The 23,507-nt window shown below is 72.0% G+C and carries 18 protein-coding genes; 9 read left to right on the top strand and 9 right to left on the bottom strand.

The window, feature by feature from the left end:
- Positions 1 to 31 precede the first annotated feature (31 nt).
- From tilS to pal, 3 genes are all read right to left on the bottom strand, one after another.
- A complete protein-coding gene (gene tilS, locus ACLBXO_RS09200) occupies positions 32 to 1,069 on the bottom strand; it encodes a tRNA lysidine(34) synthetase TilS (RefSeq protein ID WP_447685192.1) in 1,038 nt (345 codons plus the stop codon).
- A 71-nt stretch (positions 1,070 to 1,140) separates the two neighbouring features.
- The gene (gene ybgF, locus ACLBXO_RS09195) at positions 1,141 to 2,130 is read right to left on the bottom strand and encodes a tol-pal system protein YbgF (protein ID WP_447685191.1); all 990 of its coding nucleotides are present in this window, start codon (positions 2,128 to 2,130) and stop codon (positions 1,141 to 1,143) included.
- A 158-nt stretch (positions 2,131 to 2,288) separates the two neighbouring features.
- A complete protein-coding gene (pal, locus tag ACLBXO_RS09190) occupies positions 2,289 to 2,783 on the bottom strand; it encodes a peptidoglycan-associated lipoprotein Pal (RefSeq protein WP_012321252.1) in 495 nt (164 codons plus the stop codon).
- Positions 2,784 to 3,133: 350 nt separating this feature from the next.
- Here pal and ACLBXO_RS09185 point away from each other — a divergent pair, with 350 nt between their 5' ends.
- Positions 3,134 to 3,538 carry a response regulator gene (locus ACLBXO_RS09185; protein WP_331314783.1) on the top strand — a complete coding sequence of 135 codons (405 nt, stop codon included), beginning with the start codon at positions 3,134 to 3,136 and terminating at the stop codon, positions 3,536 to 3,538.
- 37 nt (positions 3,539 to 3,575) lie between these two features.
- Here the strand turns inward: ACLBXO_RS09185 and ACLBXO_RS09180 are convergent, their stop codons facing one another.
- Entirely contained in the window at positions 3,576 to 4,622 is a 1,047-nt protein-coding gene (locus tag ACLBXO_RS09180) for a WcbI family polysaccharide biosynthesis putative acetyltransferase (RefSeq protein ID WP_447685190.1), read from the bottom strand.
- Between the two features lie 73 nt (positions 4,623 to 4,695).
- Between ACLBXO_RS09180 and ACLBXO_RS09175 the strand changes: the two genes are divergently transcribed.
- The 3 genes from ACLBXO_RS09175 to ACLBXO_RS09165 all read left to right on the top strand — a co-directional run bounded on the left by ACLBXO_RS09175 (position 4,696) and on the right by ACLBXO_RS09165 (position 7,451).
- The gene (locus ACLBXO_RS09175; protein ID WP_042675851.1) at positions 4,696 to 5,763 is read left to right on the top strand and encodes a GSCFA domain-containing protein; all 1,068 of its coding nucleotides are present in this window, start codon (positions 4,696 to 4,698) and stop codon (positions 5,761 to 5,763) included.
- A gap of 90 nt (positions 5,764 to 5,853) precedes the next feature.
- Positions 5,854 to 6,453 carry a nitroreductase family protein gene (locus ACLBXO_RS09170; protein WP_331314786.1) on the top strand — a complete coding sequence of 200 codons (600 nt, stop codon included), beginning with the start codon at positions 5,854 to 5,856 and terminating at the stop codon, positions 6,451 to 6,453.
- A gap of 155 nt (positions 6,454 to 6,608) precedes the next feature.
- Entirely contained in the window at positions 6,609 to 7,451 is an 843-nt protein-coding gene (locus tag ACLBXO_RS09165) for an SHOCT domain-containing protein (RefSeq protein ID WP_447685189.1), read from the top strand.
- A 67-nt stretch (positions 7,452 to 7,518) separates the two neighbouring features.
- On the opposite strand, the gene ACLBXO_RS09160 is transcribed toward ACLBXO_RS09165, so the two are convergent.
- Positions 7,519 to 8,544 (bottom strand): KpsF/GutQ family sugar-phosphate isomerase, encoded by a 1,026-nt coding sequence (locus ACLBXO_RS09160; RefSeq protein WP_273560757.1) that lies wholly within the window; start codon positions 8,542 to 8,544, stop codon positions 7,519 to 7,521.
- 227 nt (positions 8,545 to 8,771) lie between these two features.
- Here ACLBXO_RS09160 and ACLBXO_RS09155 point away from each other — a divergent pair, with 227 nt between their 5' ends.
- Positions 8,772 to 10,205 (top strand): FAD-linked oxidase C-terminal domain-containing protein, encoded by a 1,434-nt coding sequence (locus ACLBXO_RS09155; RefSeq protein ID WP_447685188.1) that lies wholly within the window; start codon positions 8,772 to 8,774, stop codon positions 10,203 to 10,205.
- A gap of 94 nt (positions 10,206 to 10,299) precedes the next feature.
- Here the strand turns inward: ACLBXO_RS09155 and ACLBXO_RS09150 are convergent, their stop codons facing one another.
- The 4 genes from ACLBXO_RS09150 to ACLBXO_RS09135 all read right to left on the bottom strand — a co-directional run bounded on the left by ACLBXO_RS09150 (position 10,300) and on the right by ACLBXO_RS09135 (position 14,369).
- Positions 10,300 to 10,842, bottom strand: a complete 543-nt coding sequence (locus tag ACLBXO_RS09150; RefSeq protein WP_447685187.1) for a MucR family transcriptional regulator — start codon at positions 10,840 to 10,842, stop codon at positions 10,300 to 10,302.
- Between the two features lie 403 nt (positions 10,843 to 11,245).
- The gene (locus tag ACLBXO_RS09145) at positions 11,246 to 12,466 is read right to left on the bottom strand and encodes an ABC transporter permease (protein ID WP_447685186.1); all 1,221 of its coding nucleotides are present in this window, start codon (positions 12,464 to 12,466) and stop codon (positions 11,246 to 11,248) included.
- A gap of 97 nt (positions 12,467 to 12,563) precedes the next feature.
- Complete coding sequence (locus ACLBXO_RS09140; RefSeq protein WP_447685185.1) at positions 12,564 to 13,058, bottom strand: DUF4112 domain-containing protein; 495 nt, start codon at positions 13,056 to 13,058, stop codon at positions 12,564 to 12,566.
- Between the two features lie 141 nt (positions 13,059 to 13,199).
- A complete protein-coding gene (locus ACLBXO_RS09135; protein ID WP_447685184.1) occupies positions 13,200 to 14,369 on the bottom strand; it encodes an aminotransferase in 1,170 nt (389 codons plus the stop codon).
- 400 nt (positions 14,370 to 14,769) lie between these two features.
- Between ACLBXO_RS09135 and ACLBXO_RS09130 the strand changes: the two genes are divergently transcribed.
- From ACLBXO_RS09130 to ACLBXO_RS09115, 4 genes are all read left to right on the top strand, one after another.
- Positions 14,770 to 14,946: a hypothetical protein gene (locus tag ACLBXO_RS09130; RefSeq protein ID WP_331314799.1), complete on the top strand. Its 177-nt coding sequence runs from the start codon at positions 14,770 to 14,772 to the stop codon at positions 14,944 to 14,946.
- Positions 14,947 to 15,244: 298 nt separating this feature from the next.
- Positions 15,245 to 16,726, top strand: a complete 1,482-nt coding sequence (locus tag ACLBXO_RS09125) for an MdtA/MuxA family multidrug efflux RND transporter periplasmic adaptor subunit (RefSeq protein ID WP_447685183.1) — start codon at positions 15,245 to 15,247, stop codon at positions 16,724 to 16,726.
- Between the two features lie 64 nt (positions 16,727 to 16,790).
- Positions 16,791 to 19,910, top strand: coding sequence for an MdtB/MuxB family multidrug efflux RND transporter permease subunit (locus ACLBXO_RS09120; protein ID WP_447685182.1), 3,120 nt, complete (start codon positions 16,791 to 16,793; stop codon positions 19,908 to 19,910).
- A complete protein-coding gene (locus ACLBXO_RS09115; RefSeq protein ID WP_447685181.1) occupies positions 19,907 to 23,362 on the top strand; it encodes an efflux RND transporter permease subunit in 3,456 nt (1,151 codons plus the stop codon). The genes ACLBXO_RS09120 and ACLBXO_RS09115 overlap by 4 nt, the downstream gene beginning before the upstream one ends.
- Positions 23,363 to 23,507: the final 145 nt, after the last annotated feature.

Genomic DNA, 23,507 nt, shown 5'->3' with positions numbered 1-23,507 from the left:
GTGCGACCCCCAGGACGGACCTGCCACGCGGCTATTCCGGTCCATCCGTGCACACCTCGCCAATGTAGGCGGGGGGCTCTCCCTTGCCAAGTAAGTCGGGAGACCCTGCGGCGAGGGCAGCACCTGCGGGCCCGTGCCGGCGCGGCGGCGCCGGGGCGAGGGTGACGGCCCCGCCCGCGTCTGCGGAAACGAGGATTCCCGCCAGGGTTCGGCGGACCGGCTCCCGGCGGCGCAGGGCCGGCAGGAGCGATTCGAGGACGAGGGTCTCGAGGCGCTCGAGGCGGCGCGGCGCGGCGCCGGCCCGGGCCAGGGCGCGATCGAGGCAGCGCAGGGCCACGGCGTCCGGCAGGGCCGCCAGGGCGCGCCCGTCGAGGCACAGGCCCGCGCCCGTCTCCGACCCGGGGCGCAGTGCCCCGTCGAGGGCCTGCTCGGCCGCGCTCCGGAGCGCGGCCTCGTCGCGGGCGGCGCGGTCGGCGAGCCGGGCGAGGCGCGCGCGGGTCAGGCCCTCGCGCTCCAGGGCCGGCCACGCCTCGCGCAGGCGGCCGCGGGCGAAGCGCGGATCGCCGTTGGCGGGATCGCGCAGGTAGGCGACGCCCAGCGCCGCGCACCACGCCACCAGGCCGGCCTTCGGCAGGTGCAGGAACGGGCGCCCGAGGGCGAGGCCGGGGCCGAGGCTCCGCTCGGCGCGCATGCCGGCGAGCCCGGCGGGGCCGCTGCCGGCCGCGAGCCGGATCAGCACCGTCTCGGCCTGGTCATCCTGGGTGTGGGCGGTGAGGACGAGGCCGGCTCCGACCGCCCCGGCATGGGCGGCGAGGAGAGCGTAGCGGGCCGTGCGGGCCGCGTCCTGAAGCCCGGTGCCGGGCTTCGCGCCCGCCCAGGTCAGGGTCGCGTGGGGCAGGTCCAGCGCCCGGGCGGCGCGGCCGACGCCCTCGGCTTCCGCGCCGGATTCCGGCCGCAGGCCGTGATCGACGGTCGCCACGCGCAGGGACGCGCCGGTCGCCTCGCGCAGGCGCGCGGCGGCGTGCATCAGGGCGCTCGAATCGGGACCGCCCGAGACGGCGAGGAGCACGCCCCGCCCGCCGCACGCGGCCCGGTCGAGCCAGGGACGGAGGGCGCCGAGAACCGGGTCGCCCGAGACGCTCAGGCGCCGCAGCGGGCGCGCTTCTGCTCGCGGGCGACGCCCTGGCGGACGCCGGTGCCGGCATTCGGGAATTTCCGGTCGAGCTCGGCCAGGGTCGCGCAGGCCTGCTCGCGGGCGCCGAGGGCGTTGAGCGTGACGCCGAGCTTCAGCATCGCGTCGGGGGCCTGGGCGGACCGGGCGTAGTCGGTGGAGACCTTCAGGAACTGCTCGGCGGCCTCGCGGTTGCGGCCGCGGGCGAGGTAGCTCTCGCCGAGCCAGTAGGTCGCGCCGGCGACGCGGTTGTCGCGCGGGTGCGACTGGATGAACTGGCGCAGGCCCATCTCGGCCTGCTCGTACTGCTTGGCGCGGTACAGCTCGACCGCGGCGTCGAAATCGGCGGCCGGATCGCCGGTCCGGGTCGCCGCCACGCTCTCGGCGGGCCGCGCCGGGATCGCCCCGGTCCGGGCCGGCGGCCGCAGGTCCACGGGCTCGTCGTAGCCGGAGGTTCCGGCCTCCGCGTCGTCCTCGCCGGACTCGTTGACCGCGCCCTGCGGCAGGCGCTGCGGCCGCGGCGCCGCCTCGGCGGCCTCCTCGGCCTCGCGGGGCGGCAGCGGCGCGGAGGGCTGCGTGCTGCCGAGCTGCATCGGGGCGCCCGGGGCGCCGGGGGCCTGCGACGGGTCGAAGGCGTCGCCGCGCTTGCCGGGGCGGCCGGCGCCCGGGTTGCCGCCGTTGACGGGCCCCGACGGCGCGGGCGCGGCCGAGGGCTTGCCGCCCTTGCCCTCGTTCAGGCGGTACTCGACGTCCTCCTGGAACTTGCGCAGCTGCTCCTTGAGCTGGCGGTTCTCGTACTGAAGGGTCTCGATCTGCCCGGCCATCATCCGGGACTGGTTCTCGATGCGGCCGAGGCGCACCACCAGTTCCGAAGCGTCCTGCGCGGCGGCCGGGTGGCCGAGGAGCGCGGTACCGAGGGCGGTGGCGAGGGCGAGGCGGGTGCGAAGGCGGGCGGGCATGGTTCGGCTGCGGTCCGGTGTCGGCGCGAGGCCCTAACAGATGCGCCGCACCGCGGCAAAACTGCGGCGCGGTCGAAGGTGTGATCGAAGGCCGCGATCGAGCGCATCGATCGGAGGCGGCGGCCGCGCGCCGCCTCCGAGGTCGTTCGCGCGGCGGCCTACGCGCCGGCGCCGCGGTCGAGGACGATCACCGCGCGGCGGTTCTGCGACCAGCAGGAGATGTCGTTGCACACCGCCACCGGCCGCTCCTTGCCGTACGAGACCGTCCGCATCCGGCTCGCCGCGATGCCGCGGGTGGCGAGGTAGTCGTTCACCGCCTGGGCGCGGCGGGCGCCGAGGGAGAAGTTGTACTCGCGGGTGCCGCGCTCGTCGGCGTGGCCCTCGATGATGAAGGTGTAGCGCGGGTAGCGCTGCAGCCACGCGGCCTGCTTGTCGAGGGTCGCGGTCGCGGTCGGCGTCAGGTCGGTCGAGTCCGACTCGAAGAAGACCCGGTCGCCGATATTGACGACGAAGTCCTGCGCGCTGCCCGGCGTCGCGGCGCCCGCCCCGAAGGCGGAGGCGTCGGCGAGGTCCTTGTCGTTGCTGCAGGCGCCCAGGCCGAGGGCGGCGACGAGCGCGAGGCCGAGGGCGGCGGCGCGGAAACGCTGGGGCATGGTCTGAAAAACTCCTCGAGCGGTGCCGAAGGCCGGCTGCTGGTCTTCGAGGCGGGTCCGCGTATTCCTGGCGCCGTTGGTAGGCGGGGTTGGTTAAGCGACGGTTCCGCCGGGCGGCGCGGGGGCGTGGTGACGGTCCGCACCGGTCGACGGCGTGCGCTGACGCACCCGGACGCGCCTGGAATGCGGCGGCGGCGGGGCGGCGGGCCGCGAGGCGCCATTTCGGCCGCCCCGGTTGCGGCGCTGCAACAGGCGCCGGGCGCCGCCGCGTACCGGGTCCGGACGGGTCTTTAAGAGATCCTCAACCCTGTCGACCCCCTAATCGGCGGGCCGAACACCGGACCTCCCGCATGCGCCCCGCCCAGAGCGTCCTCATCGTCGAGGACAGCTACCTGCTCCTCGAGATCGTCGCGAGCCTGTGCGAGACGCACGGCATCCGGGTGATCGAAGCCTCCACGGGCGAGGCCGCGCTGACCGTCCTGCGCGACCGGGGCGCGGCGATCGACTGGCTGTTCACCGACATCCACCTGCCCGGGCTGATCGACGGCTGGACGGTGGCCCACGCCTTCCGGGCGATCCACCCGGACCGGCCGGTGGTCTACACCTCGACCGACACGCACGGCCGCAGCGGCGTGCCGGGCAGCCTGTTCCTGCGCAAGCCCTTCCAGATGCAGGAGGTCAACCGCCTGGTCCGGATGATGGTCGAGGGCCTCGGCGAGGCCGGCGCCGACAGCCGGCTCTGCGCGGCGGGCTGAGCGGCAGGCTGAGCGGCGCCGCGGGTCCGCGGCCGCCTCAACCCGCCCGGAACAGCGCGACGATCTCGGGCGCGGCGAGCCACGCCTCGACCCGCGGGCAGGCGAGATCCCCGGGGGGCATCGCGTCGTAGAGGGCGTAGCTCGCCGCGACGAAGCCCGGCAGGTCGTAGAGCACCGGGAAGTCGTCGCCCCGCGGCTTGGTCTTGAACAGGTACGAGCCGGTCAGGCCGAAATGCTCGGCGACGGGCGGGTAGATCGGCCAGACCACGTCCTGGGCGAGTTCGTCGCCGAGGTAATCCTCGATCTCCACGGGCTCGGGCGCGAACCCGCTCTCCTGCAGCAGCCGCCGCGCGATGTCGCCGAGGACGTGGACCTTGGGATGGTTCATCAGGTGCATGAAGGCGCCGCGGCGCGCCCAGCGGGTCACCTCGCGCTCCAGGCCGAAGCCCAGGGCGTCGGCCGCGCCGACGAGTTCGTGCACGGCCGGGTCCCAGTGGTCGAGGTAGCCCAGGCGGGCGAACACGTCCTCGCGGAACAGGCCGACGGTGCGGCCGGCATCGAGGCCGAGCCGGTGGGCGGTGACGACGATCGCCGAGTGGTACTGGCCCAGCGGCGACGGCGTCAGCTTCAGCGCGGCGAGGTCCGAGGCCTGCCCGACATAGACCATGTCCGGGTGGAAGGCCGAGAACACGATCGACGGGAACAGCCTGAGCCGCGGGTCGGCCGCGCGCACGGTGGCGGCGTCGCCGCCGGGGATCAGCCCGGCCGGGAAGGCCTGCGAGAAGACGTGGTCGTGGGCGCGCAGGGTCCGGATCAAGCCGTCGACATGGCCGTGGTCGCGCTTCAGCGAGCCCATGGGCAGGTAGCGGACCGGGCTCTTCGGCGCGAGCAGGCGCATGGCCCGGGCGATGCCCCGGGCCTGGCAATTGCCCAGCACCGCGATGCTCGGCCCGTCACGCCCGGTGGCGGCGCGGGCGCGGTTCCGCCATGGTGTCGCCCAGGTGGGGGGCCAACTGGGGGCCCAACTGGGCGTCGGCAGGGTGAACGCGCTGCGGGCGCGCCGGGGCAGGTCGTTCAGGGCCACGTCGCGTGCCGGTGTCAGCGGACGGTTCAGCGGTCCCGAGGGCCGTCGCCGTCGTGAGAAAGAGGGTTCGAAGATGGCGTTGAATCCGTATACGGGTCTACCGGCCGAGCGATTCTGGCGCAAGGTCGTGACCAACGTGCCGCCCTTCGCGGTCAACCCGCACCCGAAGGACACCTTCGTGATCGGGCCGACCGACAAGGTCGCCACCGGCGGCTCCTGCTTCGCGCAGCGGGTGGCCGAGGCGGTGCGCGGCGCCGGGTTCAACTACTACCTGACCGAGCCGCCGACCCCCGGCATGAGCGCCGAGGAGGCCAACGCCCGCCAGTTCGGCACGTTCTCGGCGCGCTACGGCAACCTCTACTACACGCGCCAGTTCGTGCAGCTGTTCGACCGGGCCTACGGGACGTTCGAGCCGGAGCTGAAGGCGTGGCTGCGCGACGACGGCCGCTACGTCGATCCGTTCCGCCCGACCGTCGAGCCGGCGGGCTTCGCCAGCGAGGCCGAGGTGGTCGCCGCCCGCGACGCGCACCTCGCCGAGGTGCGCCGCCTGTTCGAGACGCTCGACGTGTTCGTGCTGACGCTCGGCCTCACGGAGGGCTGGCGCTGGCGGGCCGACGGCGCGGCGCTGCCGCTCGCCCCCGGCGTCGCGGGCGGCACGTTCGACCCCGCGCTCTACGAGTGCGTGAATGCCGGCGCGGGCGAGGTTCTGGGCGACCTCAACGGCTTCCTCGACCGGCTCTGGAGCGTGAACCCGAAGGCGCGGGTGATCTTCACGGTCTCGCCGGTGCCGATGATCGCCACCTACATGGACCGGCACGTGATGGAGTCGAACAGCTACTCCAAGTCGGTGCTGCGGGTGGCGGCCGGCGAGGTGGTCGGCCGCGGCGACCCGCGGGCGGTCTACTTCCCCGCCTACGACATCGTCACGAGCAACGTGAATGCCGGGCGCTACTACAACGAGGACCAGCGCACCATCAACGACGCGGGCGTGCGCCACGTGATGCGCCTGTTCCTGGCGACCTTCGCCCGCGACCGGGTCTCGCCGGCGCCGACCCACGCCCCCGTCGACCTCGCGGCCGAGTTCGAGGGCAATGCCGGCGTGATCTGCGACGAGGAGGAGATCGAGCGCAGCGTGGCTTAACGTGGCGTAGGCCCAAGGTTTGCCTCCGGCCGGCCCTTTCGGGCAAGCTCGGCCTCGCCCGGGCGCCCGCGCCCTTCGGAGACGAATCCCTTGAGCCTGCCCCCGCCCCGCCGCGCCGACCACGACATCGATCCGGTCTTCGTGAAGCGGCACTCGCCCCGCGCCTTCACGGGCGAGGCCGTGCCCGAATCCGAGCTGATGCGGATGATCGAGGCGGCGCGCTGGTCGCCCTCCGCCTACAACTCGCAGCCCTGGCGCTTCCTCTACGCGCTCCGGGGCGACGCCCACTGGGACACGTTCTTCGACCTGCTGGTGCCCGGCAACCAGAAATGGGTTTCCGGCACCGGCGCGATCCTGTTCCTGGTCTCGAACGGGCTCATGAAGGTCGGTGACGAGCTGAAGCCCTCCTACAGCCACTCCTTCGACGCCGGCACCGCCTCGCTGGCCTTCCAGCTCCAGGCGATCCACCAGGGCTGGCACGCCCACGGCATGGTCGGGTTCGACCATGTCCGCGCCCCCGCGGTGCTGCGTCTGCCCGAGCATCACCGGATCGAGGCCGCCTTCGCGGTCGGCCGCAAGATCCCGGAGGCGGACCTCACCGAGGAGCAGCGGCCCCGCGAGACCCCGAACGGCCGCCGGCCGATCACCGACTTCACCATCGCGGGACCGTTCCCGCCGGCCGCCGGCTGAGACGGGCCGGAACCCGCTTGCACGACCGGGGATTGGCTCCGCGACGCGACGCCGTCGCAGGTCCGTGGGCGCAGGCCCACGGGCTCGACCCGGGCCGGCAGGGGGCCGCCGCCGCACGCCTCCTGTCCGCCCTCCGACGCTTCGGGAGCTGGCTCATGGATCCGTCCGACACCACCGCGTCCGACCCGTTCCGGGACGACGGGCCGTTCGACCCCGTCCCCGGGCTGCAGGCCGTCGCCGACCGCCACGGGGTCAGCCCGGACGCCGTGCGCCACCTGGTCCGGGCCCTCGAGCGCGGCCACGGCACGATGGCGCAGTTCGACCATCCCGATCTCGGCGGGATGGGGCAGTGGTTTTCCGGCGGGATGGTGATGGTCGGCCGGATGTTCGACGACGCGCTGAAGGCGCGGGTCGACGCGCTCTGCACCGAACTGGCCGGCGCGCTCCCGGCGGGGGGCTTCTCGGAGGCCGCGCCCGCGGCGCGCCGGGGCGGCGGCGAGTGGTGGCCGGCCGGCCTCGGGGATCCGGCCAGCACCGGCGCGCAGAACGGGCTGCGCTACGCCTATTTCCCGGAGAGACGGCGGCTCGCCGTCGACGCGGGATCCGGGGTCGCGCTGTACGATACCGGCGCGCACCGCATCACCGGCGTCTCCCAGGCGAACGGCAGCCTCGGCTTCACGGGACCGGCCGGGGCCGTCGCCCTCGACCGCCTGCGCCGGATCGAGGCTGAGGTCGCGGCGCCGCGCCAAGCGGATCCGGGCCGAGCGGATCCCGACCATGTGGATCCGGGCCGAGCTGATCCGGCCGAGATCCCGGCGAAGGACGCTTCGCCCACCGCTTCCCACGCCGCTTCGCCTACCCCTTCACCCGCCCCGGACCGGTCGTCTCCGGACGAGGTTCTCGGGACCATCGAGCGGCTGGCCGAGCTGCACGCGCGCGGCGTGCTCACCGACGCGGAATTCGCGACCAAGAAGGCGGAGCTGCTCGCGCGGCTTTGAGCGGCGCCCGACCGCCGCACCTCGCGCCCTCGGCCCGAGGCCTCGCAGGATGCGGGGCCGGACGGCCTCAGGCGATGCCGACGCGCAGCAGGTCGTGGACGTGCACGATGCCGACCGGCCGGCCGTCGGTGACGGCGAAGACCGCCGTGATCAGCCGGCGGTTCATCAGCTCCAGCGCGGCCTGAGCCAGCTTGTGGGGCTCCACGGTCACCGGGTCCCGGGTCATGACCGTCGAGACCGGCGTGTCGAGGAGCGCCGGACCCATGTGGCGGCGCAGGTCGCCGTCCGTGACGATGCCGACGAGGCGCCCGGCCGCGTCCGTGACGCCGACGCAGCCGTAGCGCCGCGCCGCGATCTCGATCAGCACCTCGGACATGAGGGCAGTCTCGTGCACCAGCGGCATGTCCTGGGGGCCGTGCATCACCTGCTGCACCGTCCTGAGGCGGGCCGCGAGGGTGCCGCCCGGATGCAGGGTGTGGAAGCGCGCGGAGGTGAAGCCGCGCCGCTCCAGCAGCGCCACCGCCAGGGCGTCGCCCAGCGCCAGCTGGATCAGGCTGGAGGAGGTCGGCGCGAGGTCGTGCGGGCAGGATTCCCGCACGCGCGGGAGTTCCAGCAGCACGTCGGCGGCCTTGCCCAGGGTGCTCTCGCCGTTGCGGGTGATGGCCACCAGCGGAATCGAGAACCGGCGGCTGAAGCCGACGAGGTCGGACAGTTCCGCGGTCTCCCCCGACCACGACAGCGCGATGATGACGTCGTCCCGGGCGATCATCCCGAGATCGCCGTGGCTCGCCTCGGTCGGGTGGACGAAGAAGGCGTGCGTGCCGGTGGAGGCCAGCGTCGCGGCGATCTTGCGCCCGACATGCCCGCTCTTGCCGATGCCGCTGACGATGACGCGGCCCTTGCTCTGCAGGATCGTCTGCACCGCCTCCTCGAAGGCCGCGCCGAGCCGGCCCTGGAAGGCCGCGCTCGCCTCCTGCAGGGCCGCGATGCCGAGCTGGAGGCTGCGGATCCCGAGGTCGCGGGTGGTGGCGAGATGCGCCGACGGGGCGTCGTAGCGGTCGTCGCGCAGGGCGCTGGAGGCGGGAGCGTTCATCGTGTCCGTTCTTGACCCGTCGACCGGATCCGGCACCGGGGCCGGACTCGGGGAGCGGCGCAGCGAGGCGTCTCCGGCGACGCTAGGCAGCCGTCGTGGTTGAAATGTGACGCGGGGACGACGCAGCGCCGCACGCCGGTTGAAGGCGCGGCCGCCGGGGTCCATGCTCCCGGCACGCCATCCCGCGCGCCATCCCGCGCCGCGGGCCCCAGGAGGGCAAGAGCCCCATGACCATCCGCTTCCCCGACCCCGATCCCGCGATCCTCGCCCGCCGCGAGGCGATCCTGGCCGGTCTCGCCCCCCTGGTCGCGCCGGAGGCGCTGGTGGTGAGCGAGGACGAGCGCCGGGCCTTCGAGACCGACGGGCTGACCGCCTACCGGCAGATGCCCCTCGCCGTGGTGCTGCCCTCCACCACCGCGGAGGTCGCCGCCGTGATGGCCTACTGCCACGCCAACGGCGTGCGGGTCGTGCCCCGCGGCGCCGGCACGTCGCTCGCGGGCGGCGCCATCGCGCAGGCCGACGCGATCATCCTCGGCGTCGGCAAGATGACCCAGGTCCTCGACATGGACTTCGCCAACCGCACCGCCCGGGTGCAGAGCGGCATCACCAATCTCGCGATCTCCGGGGCGGTCAGCCACGAGGGCTTCTTCTACGCCCCCGACCCGTCGAGCCAGCTCGCCTGCACGATCGCCGGCAACATCGCGATGAATTCCGGCGGCGCGCACTGCCTGAAATACGGCGTGACCACCAACAACCTGCTCGGCGTCACCCTGGTGCTCAACGACGGCACCGTCGTGGAGATCGGCGGCCAGCACCTCGACAGCGGCGGCTACGACCTGCTCGGCCTCGTCTGCGGCTCGGAGGGGCAGCTCGGCATCGTCACCGAGGCGACCGTGCGGATCCTGCGCGCCGCCGAGGGGGCGCGGCCGGTGCTGGTCGGCTTCTCGAAGGTCGACGACGCGGGCGCGTGCGTGGCGGCGATCATCGCGGCCGGGATCATCCCGGTGGCGATCGAGTACATGGACCGCGAAGCGATCCTGATCACCGAGGATTTCGCCCAGGCCGGCTATCCCCGCGACGCCGAGGCGATGCTGATCATCGAGGTCGAGGGCTCGGATGCCGAGTGCGACGCGATGCTGGCGCGGATCGAGACGATCGCCCGGGATTTCCACCCGACCAGCGTGCGGGTCTCGCGCTCGGAGGCGGAATCGGCCGCGATCTGGAAGGGCCGCAAGTCGGCCTTCGGCGCCACCGGCCGGATCTCCGACTATATCTGCATGGACGGCACGATCCCCACCGGCCAGCTCGGGCCGGTGCTGGAGCGGATCGGGTCGATCTGCGCCGAGAAGGGCCTGCGGGTCGCCAACGTGTTCCACGCGGGCGACGGCAACCTGCACCCGCTGATCCTGTTCGACATCAACAGGCCCGGCGAGCTGCAGAAGGCCGAGGCGGCGGGCGACGAGATCCTGAAGCTCTGCGTCGAGGTCGGCGGCTGTCTCACCGGCGAGCACGGGGTCGGCATCGAGAAGCGCGAGCTGATGCGCTTCCAGTACGATCAAGTCGACCTGGAGCAGCAGATGCGGGTCAAGGCGGTGTTCGATCCGGACTGGATGCTGAACCCCGCCAAGGTGTTCCCGCTGGACGGGCGCCTCGCGGCCTGAACCGGGCCGCGGGACGGGTCAGGCCAAGAGGTCTGGCCAAGAGGTCCGGACCGGTGCGGGCGCGCTCGCGCCCGTCCGGCCCTCGCGGCCGCGCTCAGGCGGCCTCGACCTTGCGGCTCGCCCGGGCCTTGGTCGACGCGGTCGCGCCCTTGCGGCGGCCGGACGCGGGGGCGGCGGCCGTCTCCTCGGCGGGGGCCGCGGCGGCCTTGTCGCCCGCCGGGGACCGGCCCGGCTGGCCGAGGCCGAGGCTCTTGGCGAGCGCCGAGCGCTGCGCCGAGTAGTTCGCCGAAGTGGTCGGGTAATCGGCCGGCAGGCCGTAGCGCTCACGGTAGGTCTGCGGATCGAGGCCGTGCTTGGTCAGGTGACGCTTCAGCGTCTTGTACGACTTCCCGTCGATGAAGCTGACCAGTCCGTCGGGGCGGATCGACTTGCGGACCTGGGCGGGCGTCGGCCGCTCGACGCTCTCGGTCGCCGGAGCGACGGGGCCGGACCCGATCGTGTTCAGCGCCTCGTGGATGCTCGCGATCAGGGCCGGCAATTCGGCCGAGGGCAGCGAGTTGTTGGAAACGTAGGCCGCGACGACGTCCACGGTCCGCTCGATGAAATCCAATTGCGATGTCGGCGCAGCTTCTGACATTCTCTCGTTCCTCGGCACAAAAGCCTGATGGGGTCCCCACTTTCCGCGAGTTAAGACAGCGTCTGAAAAATGCAAGGCGATTCATACAATTATCTGTGATGAGACCGAAGTCTAACTCTGCATCACACGGCGAGGCTTACAGGGTATGGTTGCATTGGGAGCACTTGAGGGGCACTTCTGAGAGGCTTTATCGGTGTCCGTCCGGCGAATTCTAGTCGCTTCCTCGAAGCGGGTTTTCGCAGCCGGCAGAGACCTTTACCCCCAGGTCCGGGGCCGGATCTAGACGATCGTATAGGGTTGCCGCCCGGCCGGGCGGGCACAATGCGCAATCTTCGTACAGTTGTGCGCGCGCAGGTCGGCGCCCTGCGTCATTTTCGCAATCCGGTCGCGACCTATCGCGGCCTCAGGCGAAAGTCTTGCGCGGATCGAAGGCGTCCCGCACGGCCTCGCCGGCGAAGACGAGCAGGCTCAACATCACGGCGATGACCAGGAAGCCGGTCAATCCGAGCCACGGAGCGGTCAGATTGTCCTTGCCCTGCGCGAGAAGTTCTCCGAGGGACGGCGAGCCCGGCGGCAGGCCGAAGCCGAGGAAGTCGAGCGAGGTCAGCGTGGTGATCGAACCGTTCAGGATGAACGGCAGGAAGGTCAGCGTCGCCACCATGGCGTTCGGCAGCAGGTGGACCGTCATGATCCGGATGTTCGACAGGCCCAGCGCCCGGGCGGCCCGGACATACTCGAAGTTCCGCGCCCGCAGGAACTCGGCGCGCACCACGCTCACGAGCGCGACCCACGAGAACAGCAGCATGATCCCGAGCAGGACGAAGAAGCCCGGGGCGATGAAGGCCGAGATGATGATGATCAGGTAGAGGGTCGGGATGCCGCCCCAGACCTCGATGAAGCGCTGGAAGGCGAGATCGACCCAGCCGCCGAAATAGCCCTGCACGGCGCCCGCGACGACGCCGATCACCGACGAGACCGCCGCCAGGATCAGGCCGAACAGGACCGAGATGCGGAAGCCGTAGATCACCCGCGCCAGCACGTCCCGCGTGGTGTTGTCGGTGCCGAGCCAGTGCCACGGGATGTCCGCGCAGGTGCTGCCGCCGAGCTTCTCGGCGACCGGCCGGCACTGCGCGTCCGTGAGCATCCAGGTCGGCGGCGACGGCGACGGCGTCGGCAGGTCCTCGTTGATCGTGTCGTACGAGAACGGGATCGGCGGCCACAGGGCCCAGCCGTTCGCCGCGATCTCCCGGCGGATCTCGGGGGAGCGGTAGTCGGTCGTGGCGAGGAAGCCGCCGAACTTCTCCTCGGGATAGTCGACCAGGACCGGGACCAGCCACTCGCCCTTGTAGGACATCACGATCGGGCGGTCGTTGGCGATGAACTCCGCGAACAGGCTGAGCACGAACAGGATCGTGAAGATCACGAACGATCCGTAGCCGAGCCGGTTGCGGCGGAAATTGTCGAGCCGGCGCCGGTTGAGCGGCGACAGGCGGGCGCGCCGGCCGGCGGCCTCGGGGAGGACCGGGGGCGGCGCCCTCTCGTCCGGTCGCAGGACCAGCGGCTGGGCGCCGGGCATCGCCGCGGGCACGACCTCGCTGTCGCCGGGACGCGTGACCTCGTTCATCCGTGCCGCCTCCGGGACCGGGCCGCCCGCGCGCCCGCCGCCCCGGGATCGGGGCGGCCGCGCGACCGGCCGGCCGCGGGGCGGGGGCCGGGGACGCTCAGCCGTCGAGCCGGGTCGCGGTGCCGTCGATCTCGGTGGGACGCAGGTTGCCGCTGCGCTCCAGCCAGCCGCGCAGCAGCCGGACGTTGCGGCGGTTGGCCTTGAAGGCGGCGTCGAACAGGTCGCCCGCCACCGGCACCGCGCCGATCAGCCCGTCGAAGGCCACGTTCAGCCCCATCCGGGCCAGCAGCCAGCGCGGCGCGCCGAGGCGCTTCGCCTCGTAGACGATGAAGGACGAGATCACCATGCCGGCCACGTCGCCGATCACCGGCACGAGGCCGATCAGCGCGTCGAAGCCGACCCGCCGGTTGAGGCCCGGGATGACGAAGGCCGTGTCCATCAGATGGGCCAGCGTCTCCAGCCGGGCGAGGCTCGCCTCGCGGCCGAGATCCGCCGACAGGAAGGGGGGCCGGGTCCCGGAGCGGGTCTCGCCCCCGGGGAAGGTCTCGGCACGGGCGAAACGCCCGGCCTGGGCAGCCTGGGTGAAGTCCATGGTCGGGATCCGTCGGGAAGCCATCGTCCCCAACGATGTGGCCCCCCGCCCGGATCCCCGCAAGGACGGCGCCCGCGTGGACCGTGCCGCCCGTCGAGCCGTCGCTCGCGCCGTGCCCCACGCCGTGCCTCACGCCGGCGCTCATGCCGTCCCCTCGGGGAGCCCGCGCATGCGGTCGAGCGCCGCATCCAGGGTCGCGTCGTCCTTGGCGAAGCAGAGCCGGACGAGGCCCCGCACGGAGGCGTCCGGGTAGAAGGCGCTCACGGGGATCGCCGCGACGCCGTGACGGGTGACGAGCGCCTCGCAGAAGGCCACGTCGTCGGCGTGGCCGCGCGCGGCGATGTCGACGTTGAGGAACCACGTGGCCTGGGCCGGCAGCACCGTGAAGCCGAGGCCGCGCAGGCCGTCCGCGAGCCGGTCGCGGGACCGGGCGTAGCCGGCCCGCATGGCGTCGAACCACGGGGCCGGCTTACCCAGCCCGTAGGCGACGGCCTCCTGGAGATTCGGGGGCGTGGTGAAAGTGAGGAACTGGTGCGCCTTGGCGAGCCCGCGCATCAGCCGGGCATCGGCCATCACGAAACCGACCTTCCAGCCGGTGAGCGAGAAGATCTTGCCGGCCGAGCCGATCTTGACGGTCCGCTCCCGCATCCCCGGCAACGCCATCAGCGGCCGGTGGCGCGCGCCGTCGAACACCACGTGCTCCCAGACCTCGTCGCAGAGGGCGGTCACGTCGAAGCGCTGGCAGTAGCGGGCCAGCAGGTCGAGGTCCTCCGGCGCGAACAGGGTGGCGCTCGGGTTGAGGGGATTGTTCAGCACCACGACCCGGGTCCGCGCCCCGAAGGCCTCCGCCAGCGCGGCCTCGTCGAGGCGGAAGGCCGGCGGTCGCAGCGGCACGATCCGCGGCACGCCGCCGGCCCTTCGGACCAGGGGCAGGTAGGCGTCGTACATCGGCGCGAACAGCACGACCTCGTCGCCGGGCTCGATCAGCGCCAGGAGCGCGCCGGCCAGGGCCTCGGTCGCCCCGGAGGTGACCATCACCTCGGTCTCCGGGTCGAGGACGAGCCCCTGGTGCTGCGCGTAATGGTCGGCGACCGCCGCGCGCAGGGCCGGCAGGCCCATCATCGGCGGGTACTGGTTCCAGCCGTCCAGCAGCGCCCGGGCGCCCCGCGCGCGCACGTCCTCCGGACCGGGATCGTCCGGGAAACCCTGGCCGAGATTGATCGCGCCGTGGACCCGCGCGAGCCGCGACATGGTCTCGAACACGGTGGTGGGCAGCGCGTCGAAGACGGGGTTGATGAAGGCGGGCTTCATGCGGCGCGGCGAACGGCGCGGCCCGGGGTGCGGCCCGGGGTGCGGCTCGCGGCGCCGGGCATCGAGAAGGTCGGCATGGCGGGTCTCGGCATCGCCGGCCTGTAGCATGGTCCAGCATGGCCGTCGCGCGTCGCGGCATGTGCGCGGTCGCACAGACCTGGTCTCCGGCGCGCCAGCGTCGGCTGACGAATGTTGACATTCATCAGCCGTCTCGTAGGTTCGGGTCACGGCCGGAGTGGCGCACTCGCCGACGGGGCTTCGCCCCCTCGCCCCGTCAGCGGGGTGCCGCTCCGGTCCCCAGAAGGGCCATCGACTTGCGGGTCGGTGGCCCTTTCGGCATGCGCGGCGGTGCCTGCCCCGAACACCCGCCGATCCTCGGGCCGGCCTCCCGGATACGACGATGCGGCCCTCCTCACGCGCGTTCCTCGGCTGCCTGGTCCTGGCACTGCTGATCGGCGGCCTCGGACTCGGCCTGCGCCGCGCCGTGGCCGTCGCCCCGGTCGATCCGCCGTTCCGGGCGGTGCTGCGCGCTTATGCAGCACCGGAGGCGGCGGGCGGGCCGCAGCAACACGACTGAAACGTCGCCGCCCTAGTGACGGCGCATTGGCCGGGCACCGGTGGAGCGCACCGCGAGGTGCGCGAGCGGCGCGACCGCGGGCGACCATGGCGCCGCGGTAAGGAGCCGTTCGGGGCCCGGACAGCTTTATGGGCTTACGCTCCCGCAGACGGGATCGGAGCCGCCGGTTCCCGCGGGATCGGGCGGCTTCAGGACGGGCTTCCGGGACGCGGCGTTCCGGGGGCGGCATGGGGGCTTGGACAGCGAGGGATAGGGTGCCGCCGGTCGCGCTGACGACCGTCCTGTGCTCTAGTCAGGCATGAACGAGAGTTCACCGATCCGGACCGACACGGCCCGCGCCTACCAGCCCGGCGAGGCCCCCGCGCGCGAGGTCCGGACGCGGCGCTTCCGGCCGATCCGCTGGCTCGTGATCCTGGTGCTGCTCGCCGGCGCCGGGGCGATCGGCCACCGCTGGTACGAGGCGCGCACCGACAAGGGCGCGGGGCCCGCGACGGCGCATCGGACCGGCGGACGCGGCGGCCGGCACGGCGGCTCCGACATGCCGCAGGCGGTGGGCATCGCCGGCGTCACGACCGGCGACATGCCGGTGGTGCTGCAGGGCCTCGGCACCGTGACGCCGCTCGCCACCGTGACGGTGAAGTCGCAGATCAGCGGCTACCTCACGCAGGTGCAGTTCCGCGAGGGCCAGATGGTCAAGGCGGGCGACGAACTCGCCCGGATCGATTCCCGGCCGTACGAGGCCCTGCTCGCCCAGTACCAGGGCCAGCTCGCCCGCGACCAGGCGCTCCTGCAGAACTCGAAGCTCGACCTGCAGCGCTACCAGACGCTGAACCGGCAGGACTCGATCTCCAAGCAGAACGTCGACACGCAGGGTGCGCTGGTGAAGCAGAACGAGGGCACGGTCGCGGCCGACCAGGCGCTCGTCGATCAGCAGAAGCTCAACATCGCCTACACGCACATCACGTCGCCGGTGGACGGCCGGGTCGGTCTGCGGCAGGTCGACCAGGGCAACTACATCTCGGCCGCCTCGACGGCGATCGTGGTGGTGACCCAGTTGCACCCGATCTCGGTGGTGTTCACCCTGCCGGAGGACGACGTGGCGCGGGTGATGCGGCAGGTGCGCGCCGGCGCGAAGCTCACCGTGCGGGCCTACGACCGCGGCGACGCCCACGAGATCGCCACCGGCCGCCTCGACACGGTCGACAACCAGATCGACACGACCACCGGCACGGTGAAGCTGCGCGCGCTGTTCGACAACGCCGACGAGGAGCTGTTCCCGAACCAGTTCGTCAACGCCAAGCTGACCGTCGACACGGTGCGGGGCGCGACGCTCGTGCCGAATTCCAGCCTGCTCCAGGGCACGCCCGGCACCTACGTCTACCTGATGGACGGGGACAGCAAGGTCACGGTCCGGCCGATCAAGACCGGCGAGACCGACGGGACCCACACCGTGGTGGTCTCCGGCCTGAATCCGGGCGACCGCGTCGTCACGGACGGCACCGACCGGCTGAAGGACGGCGCGCCGGTCCGGATCACCGAGGGCGCGCAGGCGGCCGCGGGCGACGGCAAGTCCGCCGAGGCCAAGTCCGCCGACGCCAAGTCCGCCGACGCCAAGTCCGCCGACGCCAAGTCCGCCGACGCCAAGTCCGCCGACGCCAAGTCCGCCGACGCCAAGCCCGACGGCAAGGGGGATGTGAAGCCCGGCGCGCCCGCCGGCGCGGCGGATTCCCAAGGGACAGCGGAGGGCGGTCGTCGGCACCGGCGCCGTCAGGCGCAGTGAGGACGGCTCTGGCGCGACGCTCCCCCTCCCCCCTCTGCGGGGTGAGGGATGACGGGAGCGCGTCATGAACCCGTCCCGCCTGTTCATCCTGCGGCCGGTGGCCACGACGCTCTTGATGCTGGCGATCCTGATCGTCGGCGGCGTGTCGTACCTGAACCTGCCGGTCTCGGCGCTGCCGGCGGTCGACTACCCGACGATCCAGGTCCAGACCTTCTATCCCGGCGCCAGCCCCGAGGTGATGACCTCCTCGGTCACCGCGCCGCTGGAGCGGCAGTTCGGCCAGCTCGCCAACCTCAACCAGATGACCTCGCAATCCTCGGCGGGCGCCTCGGTCATCACCCTGCAATTCAGCCTCGACCTGCCGCTGGACATCGCCGAGCAGCAGGTCCAGGCGGCGATCAACGCCGCCGGCAACCTCCTGCCCTCGGACCTGCCGGCGCCGCCGATCTACGCCAAGGTCAACCCGGCCGACGCGCCGGTCCTGACGCTCGCGCTGACCTCCAAGACCCTGCCGCTCACCCAGGTGCGGGATCTGGCGGAATCGCGGTTGGCTCAAAAAATCAGCCAGGTGGCGGGCGTCGGCCTCGTGAGCATCTCGGGCGGCCAGCGCCCGGCCGTGCGGGTGCGGTTCAACGCAAGGGCGCTCGCCGCCTACGGGCTCAACATCGACGACCTGCGCACCACCATCACCAACCTCAACGTCAACACGCCGAAGGGCACGATCGACGGGCCGAAGCAGTCCTACGCGATCAACGCCAACGACCAGATCCGCGACCCGAAGGCCTACGACGCGGCGATCATCGCCTACCGCAACGGCGCCCCGGTGATGCTCTCGGAGGTCGCCGACGTGGTCGAGGGGCCGGAGAACACCAAGCTCGGCGCCTGGGCCGACGCGACGCCGGCGGTGATCCTCAACATCCAGCGCCAGCCCGGCGCCAACGTCATCGCCACCGTCGACAAGATCAAGGCGCTGCTGCCGCAACTCCAGGCGAGCCTGCCGGCCGCCGTCGCGGTGGCGCCGCTCACGGACCGGACCACCACGATCCGCGCCTCCGTGGAGGACGTGCAGTTCGAGCTCGGCCTCGCCATCGCGCTCGTGGTGCTGGTGATCTTCCTGTTCCTGCGCAGCCTGTCGGCGACCCTGATCCCGAGCCTGTCGGTGCCGCTGTCGCTGGTCGGCGCCCTGTCGGTGATGGACCTGTACGGCTTCTCCCTCGACAACCTGTCGCTGATGGCGCTGACCATCGCCACCGGCTTCGTGGTCGACGACGCCATCGTGGTGATCGAGAACATCGCCCGCCACGTGGAGGCCGGCGATTCACCGCTTGAAGCGTCGCTGAAGGGCTCCCGCGAGATCGGCTTCACCATCATCTCGCTCACCGTCTCGCTGATCGCCGTGCTGATCCCGCTCCTGTTCATGGGCGACGTGGTCGGGCGGCTGTTCCACGAATTCGCCATCACGCTGGCGGCCACGATCGTCATCTCGGCGGTTGTGTCGTTGACCCTGGTGCCGATGCTGTGCGCCCGGCTCCTGAAGCACGTTCCCGAGGCGGCCCACCGCCGGGAGGGCGTCCTCTCACGCCTGGGCCGGCGCGCCATCGACGGCACGATCGCGTCCTACGGCCGCTCCCTGCGGGTCGTCCTGAACCACCAGGGCCTGACGCTGCTGGTGGCCCTCGGCACGCTCGGGCTCACGATCTACCTGTTCGCGGTGATCCCGAAGGGCTTCTTCCCCGTGCAGGACACGGGCGTGATCCAGGGCATCACCCAGGCCGACCAGTCGGTCTCCTACGCCGCCATGGCCGAGCGCCAGCAGCGCATGGCCGAGATCGTCCTCAAGGACCCGGACGTGGCGAGCCTGTCGTCGTTCATCGGGGTCGACGGCCAGAACGTCACGCTCAATTCCGGCCGGATGCTGATCAACCTGAAGCCGCGCGAGGAGCGCACCGCGACGGCCAGCGCGATCATCCGGCGGATCTCGGCGGCCACCGCGAACCAGCCCGGCATGCGGCTCTACATGCAGCCGGTCCAGGACCTGACCATCGACACCGCGGTCTCGGCGACCCAGTACCAAGTGATCCTGGAGAGCCCGAACATCGACGATTTCGAGACCTGGGTGCCGCGCTTCACCGAGGCGCTGGCGCAGTCCCCCGTGGTCACCGACGTGGCGAGCGACCACCAGGGCCAGGGGCTCGCCGCCTACGTGACCATCGACCGGCCCACCGCCGGCCGCTACGGCATCACCCCGGCCACCATCGACAACGCCCTCTACGACGCCTTCGGGCAGCGGATCATCTCGACGATCTTCACCCAGTCCAACCAGTACCGGGTGATCCTGGAGGCCGACCCGAAGCTGCACACGACGCTCCGCAGCCTCGACGCGATCTACCTGCCCTCGTCGACGGCGACCAACGGGCAGGTGCCGCTCTCGGCGGTCGCGCGGATCAGCGAGCGGCGGGCGCCGCTGCTGATCTCGCATCTCGGCCAGTTCCCCGCGACCACCGTGTCGTTCAACCTCGCGCCCGGCGCGGCGCTCGGTCAGGCGGTCGAGGCGATCGACAAGGTCAAGGCCGCGATCGGGCTGCCGCCCTCGTTCCGGGTGGTGCCACAGGGCTCGGTCTTCGCCTTCCAGTCGGCGCTCGGCAACGAGCTGTTCCTGGTGCTGGCGGCGATCGTCACGGTCTACATCGTGCTGGGCGTGCTCTACGAGAGCTTCATCCACCCGATCACGATCCTCTCGACCCTGCCGTCGGCGGGGATCGGCGCGCTGCTCGGCCTGATGCTGTTCGGCCTGTCGCTCGACATCATCGCGGTGATCGGCATCGTGCTGCTGATCGGCATCGTGAAGAAGAACGCCATCATGATGATCGACTTCGCGCTCCAGGCGGAGCGCGAGGACGGGATGGAGCCCCGCGAGGCGATCTTCCAGGCCTGCCTCCTGCGCTTCCGGCCGATCCTGATGACGACGCTGGCGGCGCTGTTCGCCGCGGTGCCGCTGATCCTCGGCACCGGCGTCGGCTCGGAATTGCGCCAGCCGCTCGGCATCTGCATCGCGGGCGGCCTGATCGTCAGCCAGGTGCTGACGCTGTTCACGACGCCGGTGATCTACTTGGCCTTCGACCGGCTGGAGCGGCGGATCTCGGGGCGGCGGCCGGATCTCGCGCCCGGCGAGGCGCTGCCGTGAACATCTCCGAGCCGTTCATCCGGCGGCCGGTGGCGACCACGCTGCTCACGATCGGCGTGCTGCTCGCCGGGCTGTTCGCCTTCCTGAAGCTGCCGGTGGCGCCGCTGCCGCAGATCGACTTCCCCGTGATCCTCGTCCAGGCGCAGATGGCCGGGGCCTCGCCCGACACCATGGCGACCACCGTGGCGGCCCCCCTGGAGCGGCGGCTCGGCGCCATCGCGGACGTCAACGAGATGACGTCCACGAACTCCCTCGGCTCGACCCGGATCGTGCTGCTGTTCGGCCTGAACCGCGACATCGACGGCGCGGCCCGCGACGTCCAGGCCGCCATCAACGCGGCGCGCGCCGACCTGCCCGCCTCGCTCCGGCAGAACCCGACCTACCGGAAGTTCAACCCCGCCGACACGCCGATCATCATCCTCGGCATGACCTCGGAGACGCTGACCCGGGGCCAGGTCTACGATTCCGCCGCCACGGTGGTGCAGCAGAAGCTCTCGCAGCTGCCGGGCGTCGGCAACGTCGATATCGGCGGCTCGTCCCTGCCGGCGGTGCGGGTCGAACTCGACCCCACGGCCCTGTTCAACTACGGCATCGGCCTCGAGGGCATCCGGGCGGCGCTCGCCTCCGCCAACGCCAACTCGCCCAAGGGCGAGATCGACGCGGGCGACCGCCGCTACCAGCTCTACGCCAACGACCAGGGCCGCAAGGCCGCCGATTACCGCGACATCATCGTGGCCTACCGCAACGGCGCCGCGGTGAAGCTCACCGATGTCGGTCAGGTGCTCGACGGGGTCGAGGACAAGCGCAACCTCGGCATCGTCAACGGCAAGCCGGGCGTGCTGCTGTTCGTCTACAAGCAGCCCGGCGCCAACGTGGTCGAGACCATCAAGGCCGTGAAGGAGGCGCTGCCGCAGATCACCGCGGCCCTGCCCGGCGGCATCGACATCAAGCTCACCGGCGACCGCAGCGCCACGATCCGCGCCTCGCTCTCGGCCACCGAGGAGACTCTGCTGGTGGCGGTCGGCCTCGTGATCCTCGTGGTGTTCGGCTTCCTGCGCTCCTGGCGGGCGACGCTGATCCCGGCGGTGGCGGTGCCGATCTCGATCATCGGCACCTTCTCGGCGATGTACCTCCTCGGCTACTCGCTCAACATCCTGTCGCTCACCGCGCTGATCATCGGCACCGGCTTCGTGGTCGACGACGCGATCGTGGTGCTGGAGAACGTCCAGCGGCACATCGAGGCGGGCAAGCCCCGGCTCCAGGCGGCGCTGATCGGCGCCCGGGAGGTCGGCTTCACGGTGATCTCGATGAGCCTGTCGCTCATCGCGGTGTTCCTGCCGATCCTGCTGATGGGCGGCCTCGTCGGCCGCATCTTCCAGGAATTCTCGGTGACCCTGTCGCTGTCGATCCTGATCTCCTTGGTGCTCTCGCTCACGACCACGCCGATGATGTGCGCCCGGCTGCTCCGGGCCGAGGGGCACGGCCCCAACGGCGAACCGCCGGCCGGCCGCCGGCCGAACTGGCTGATCCGGATCCTGGAGGGCGGCTTCGCCCGGCTGCTCGGCGCCTACGCGCGGACGCTGGAGGTGGCGCTCGCCCATCCGCGCCTCGTCCTGCTGAGCCTGCTCGCCACGGTCGGGCTCAACGTCTACCTCTACATCATCGTCCCGAAGGGCTTCTTCCCGGAGCAGGATACCGGGCAGATGATGGGCGGCATCCAGGCCGACCAGCGCATCTCGTTCCAGTCGATGGAGCACAAGCTCAAGCAGGCGACCGCGATCGTCGGGGCGGATCCGGCGGTCGAGAGCGTCGTCGGCTTCACGGGCGGCCGCGGCACCAACTCGGCCAACGTGTTCGTCGGCCTGAAGCCGCTCAACGAGCGGGCGCCGATCTCGGCCGTGATGGCGCGGCTGCGGCCGAAGCTCGCGCAGGTCGCGGGCGCGCGCCTCTACGTCTTCCCCCGCCAGGACCTGCAGATGGGCGGCCGCCAGAGCTTCGCCCAGTACCAGTACACCCTCCAGGGCGACACAGCCGAGGAGCTGTTCGCCGCCGCCCCGAAGCTGGTGGCGGCCCTGCAGAAGGACCCGACCTTCGCGGACGTGACCTCCGACCAGCAGGAGGGCGGGCTGGAGAGCCGGGTCGTGATCGACCGGGCGACCGCGTTCCGCTACGGCATCACGCCGAACAAGATCGACAACACCCTCTACGACGCCTTCGGCCAGCGCCAGGTCTCGACGATCTACAACCCGCTGAACCAGTACCACGTCGTGATGGAGATCGCGCCGCGCTACCTGGAGACGCCGGAGACGCTCAAGCAGATCTACGTCTCGACCTCGGGCGGCAACGCGCCGGGCTCGGCCACCACCAACGCGGTCGCCGGCACGGTGGCGGCGGGCGGGACCGTCAACACCAACGCGGCGACCGGCACCAGCAGCCCGGGCAGCGGGTCGTCGGCGAGCGCCGCGGGCGGCGTCGCGACCGGCTCCGGCGCGGTCGGCAGCGCGGGCGCCGGTGCGGCGGCGGCCGCCGCCTCCGCCAGCACGGCCGACACCGCCTCGAACGCCGCCGCCATCGCGTCCGACTCGGCCCGGAACGCCTCCGCCAACGCCATCGCGGCGAGCAAGGGCGGCGCCTCGTCGAGCGCGCCGGTCTCGGCCGCCAAGGAGACGATGGTGCCGCTCTCGGCCTTCGCGCGGATCGAGCCCGGCAGCGCCCCCGTGCAGGTGAGCCACCAGGGCCTGTTCGTGGCGACCACGATCTCGTTCAACCTCGCCCCGGGCAAGAGCCTGTCGGACGCCACCGACGCCATCGACCGGGCCATGGCGTCCCTGCAGCTGCCCGCCACGATCCACGGCGAGTATGCCGGCGCGGCCAAGAACTACGTCGCCTCCGCGTCGCGCCAGCCGCTGCTGATCCTGGCGGCGATCCTGGCGGTCTACGCGGTGCTGGGGATCCTGTACGAGAGCTTCGTGCACCCGCTGACGATCCTCTCGACCCTGCCCTCGGCCGGCGTCGGCGCCGTGCTGGCCCTGCTGGTGACCGGCACCGACTTCACCATCATCGCGCTGATCGCCGTGTTCCTGCTGATCGGCATCGTGAAGAAGAACGCGATCATGATGATCGACGTGGCGATCGACGCCGAGCGGACCCGGGCCGCGAATCCCGTGGACGCGATCCGCGAGGCCTGTCTCCTGCGCTTCCGGCCGATCATGATGACGACGCTGGCCGCCATGCTCGGCGCCGTGCCGCTGATCCTGGCCAACGGCGAGGGCGCGGAGCTGCGCCGCCCGCTGGGCATCGCCATCGTCGGCGGACTGATTGTGAGCCAGATCCTGACCCTCTACACCACCCCCGTCGTCTACCTCACCCTCGATCGCCTCCGGCACAGGGTGCTCAACCGGCGCCGGCGCGCTGGGCGGGGCGGAGAAGCGGCGCTGCCGGCCGGAGAGTGATGGTTAAGGTTTCACGTGAAACAGCGGCGGCTCCGGTCGGGTGTGAAGGTCTGTCCGACCCGCGGCCTCGTCCCGAGGCGCCCAGGGCAGAGGGCCTCGGAGGAGGATTCCAGGGATCGCGCGGCTGGCTGGAGCCGTCCCTCGC

The sequence above is a fragment of the Methylobacterium sp. C33D genome (genome assembly GCF_053345825.1).
Note: the sequence above shows the minus strand (reverse complement) of the source record. Positions and strands in the feature narration are given on the sequence as shown.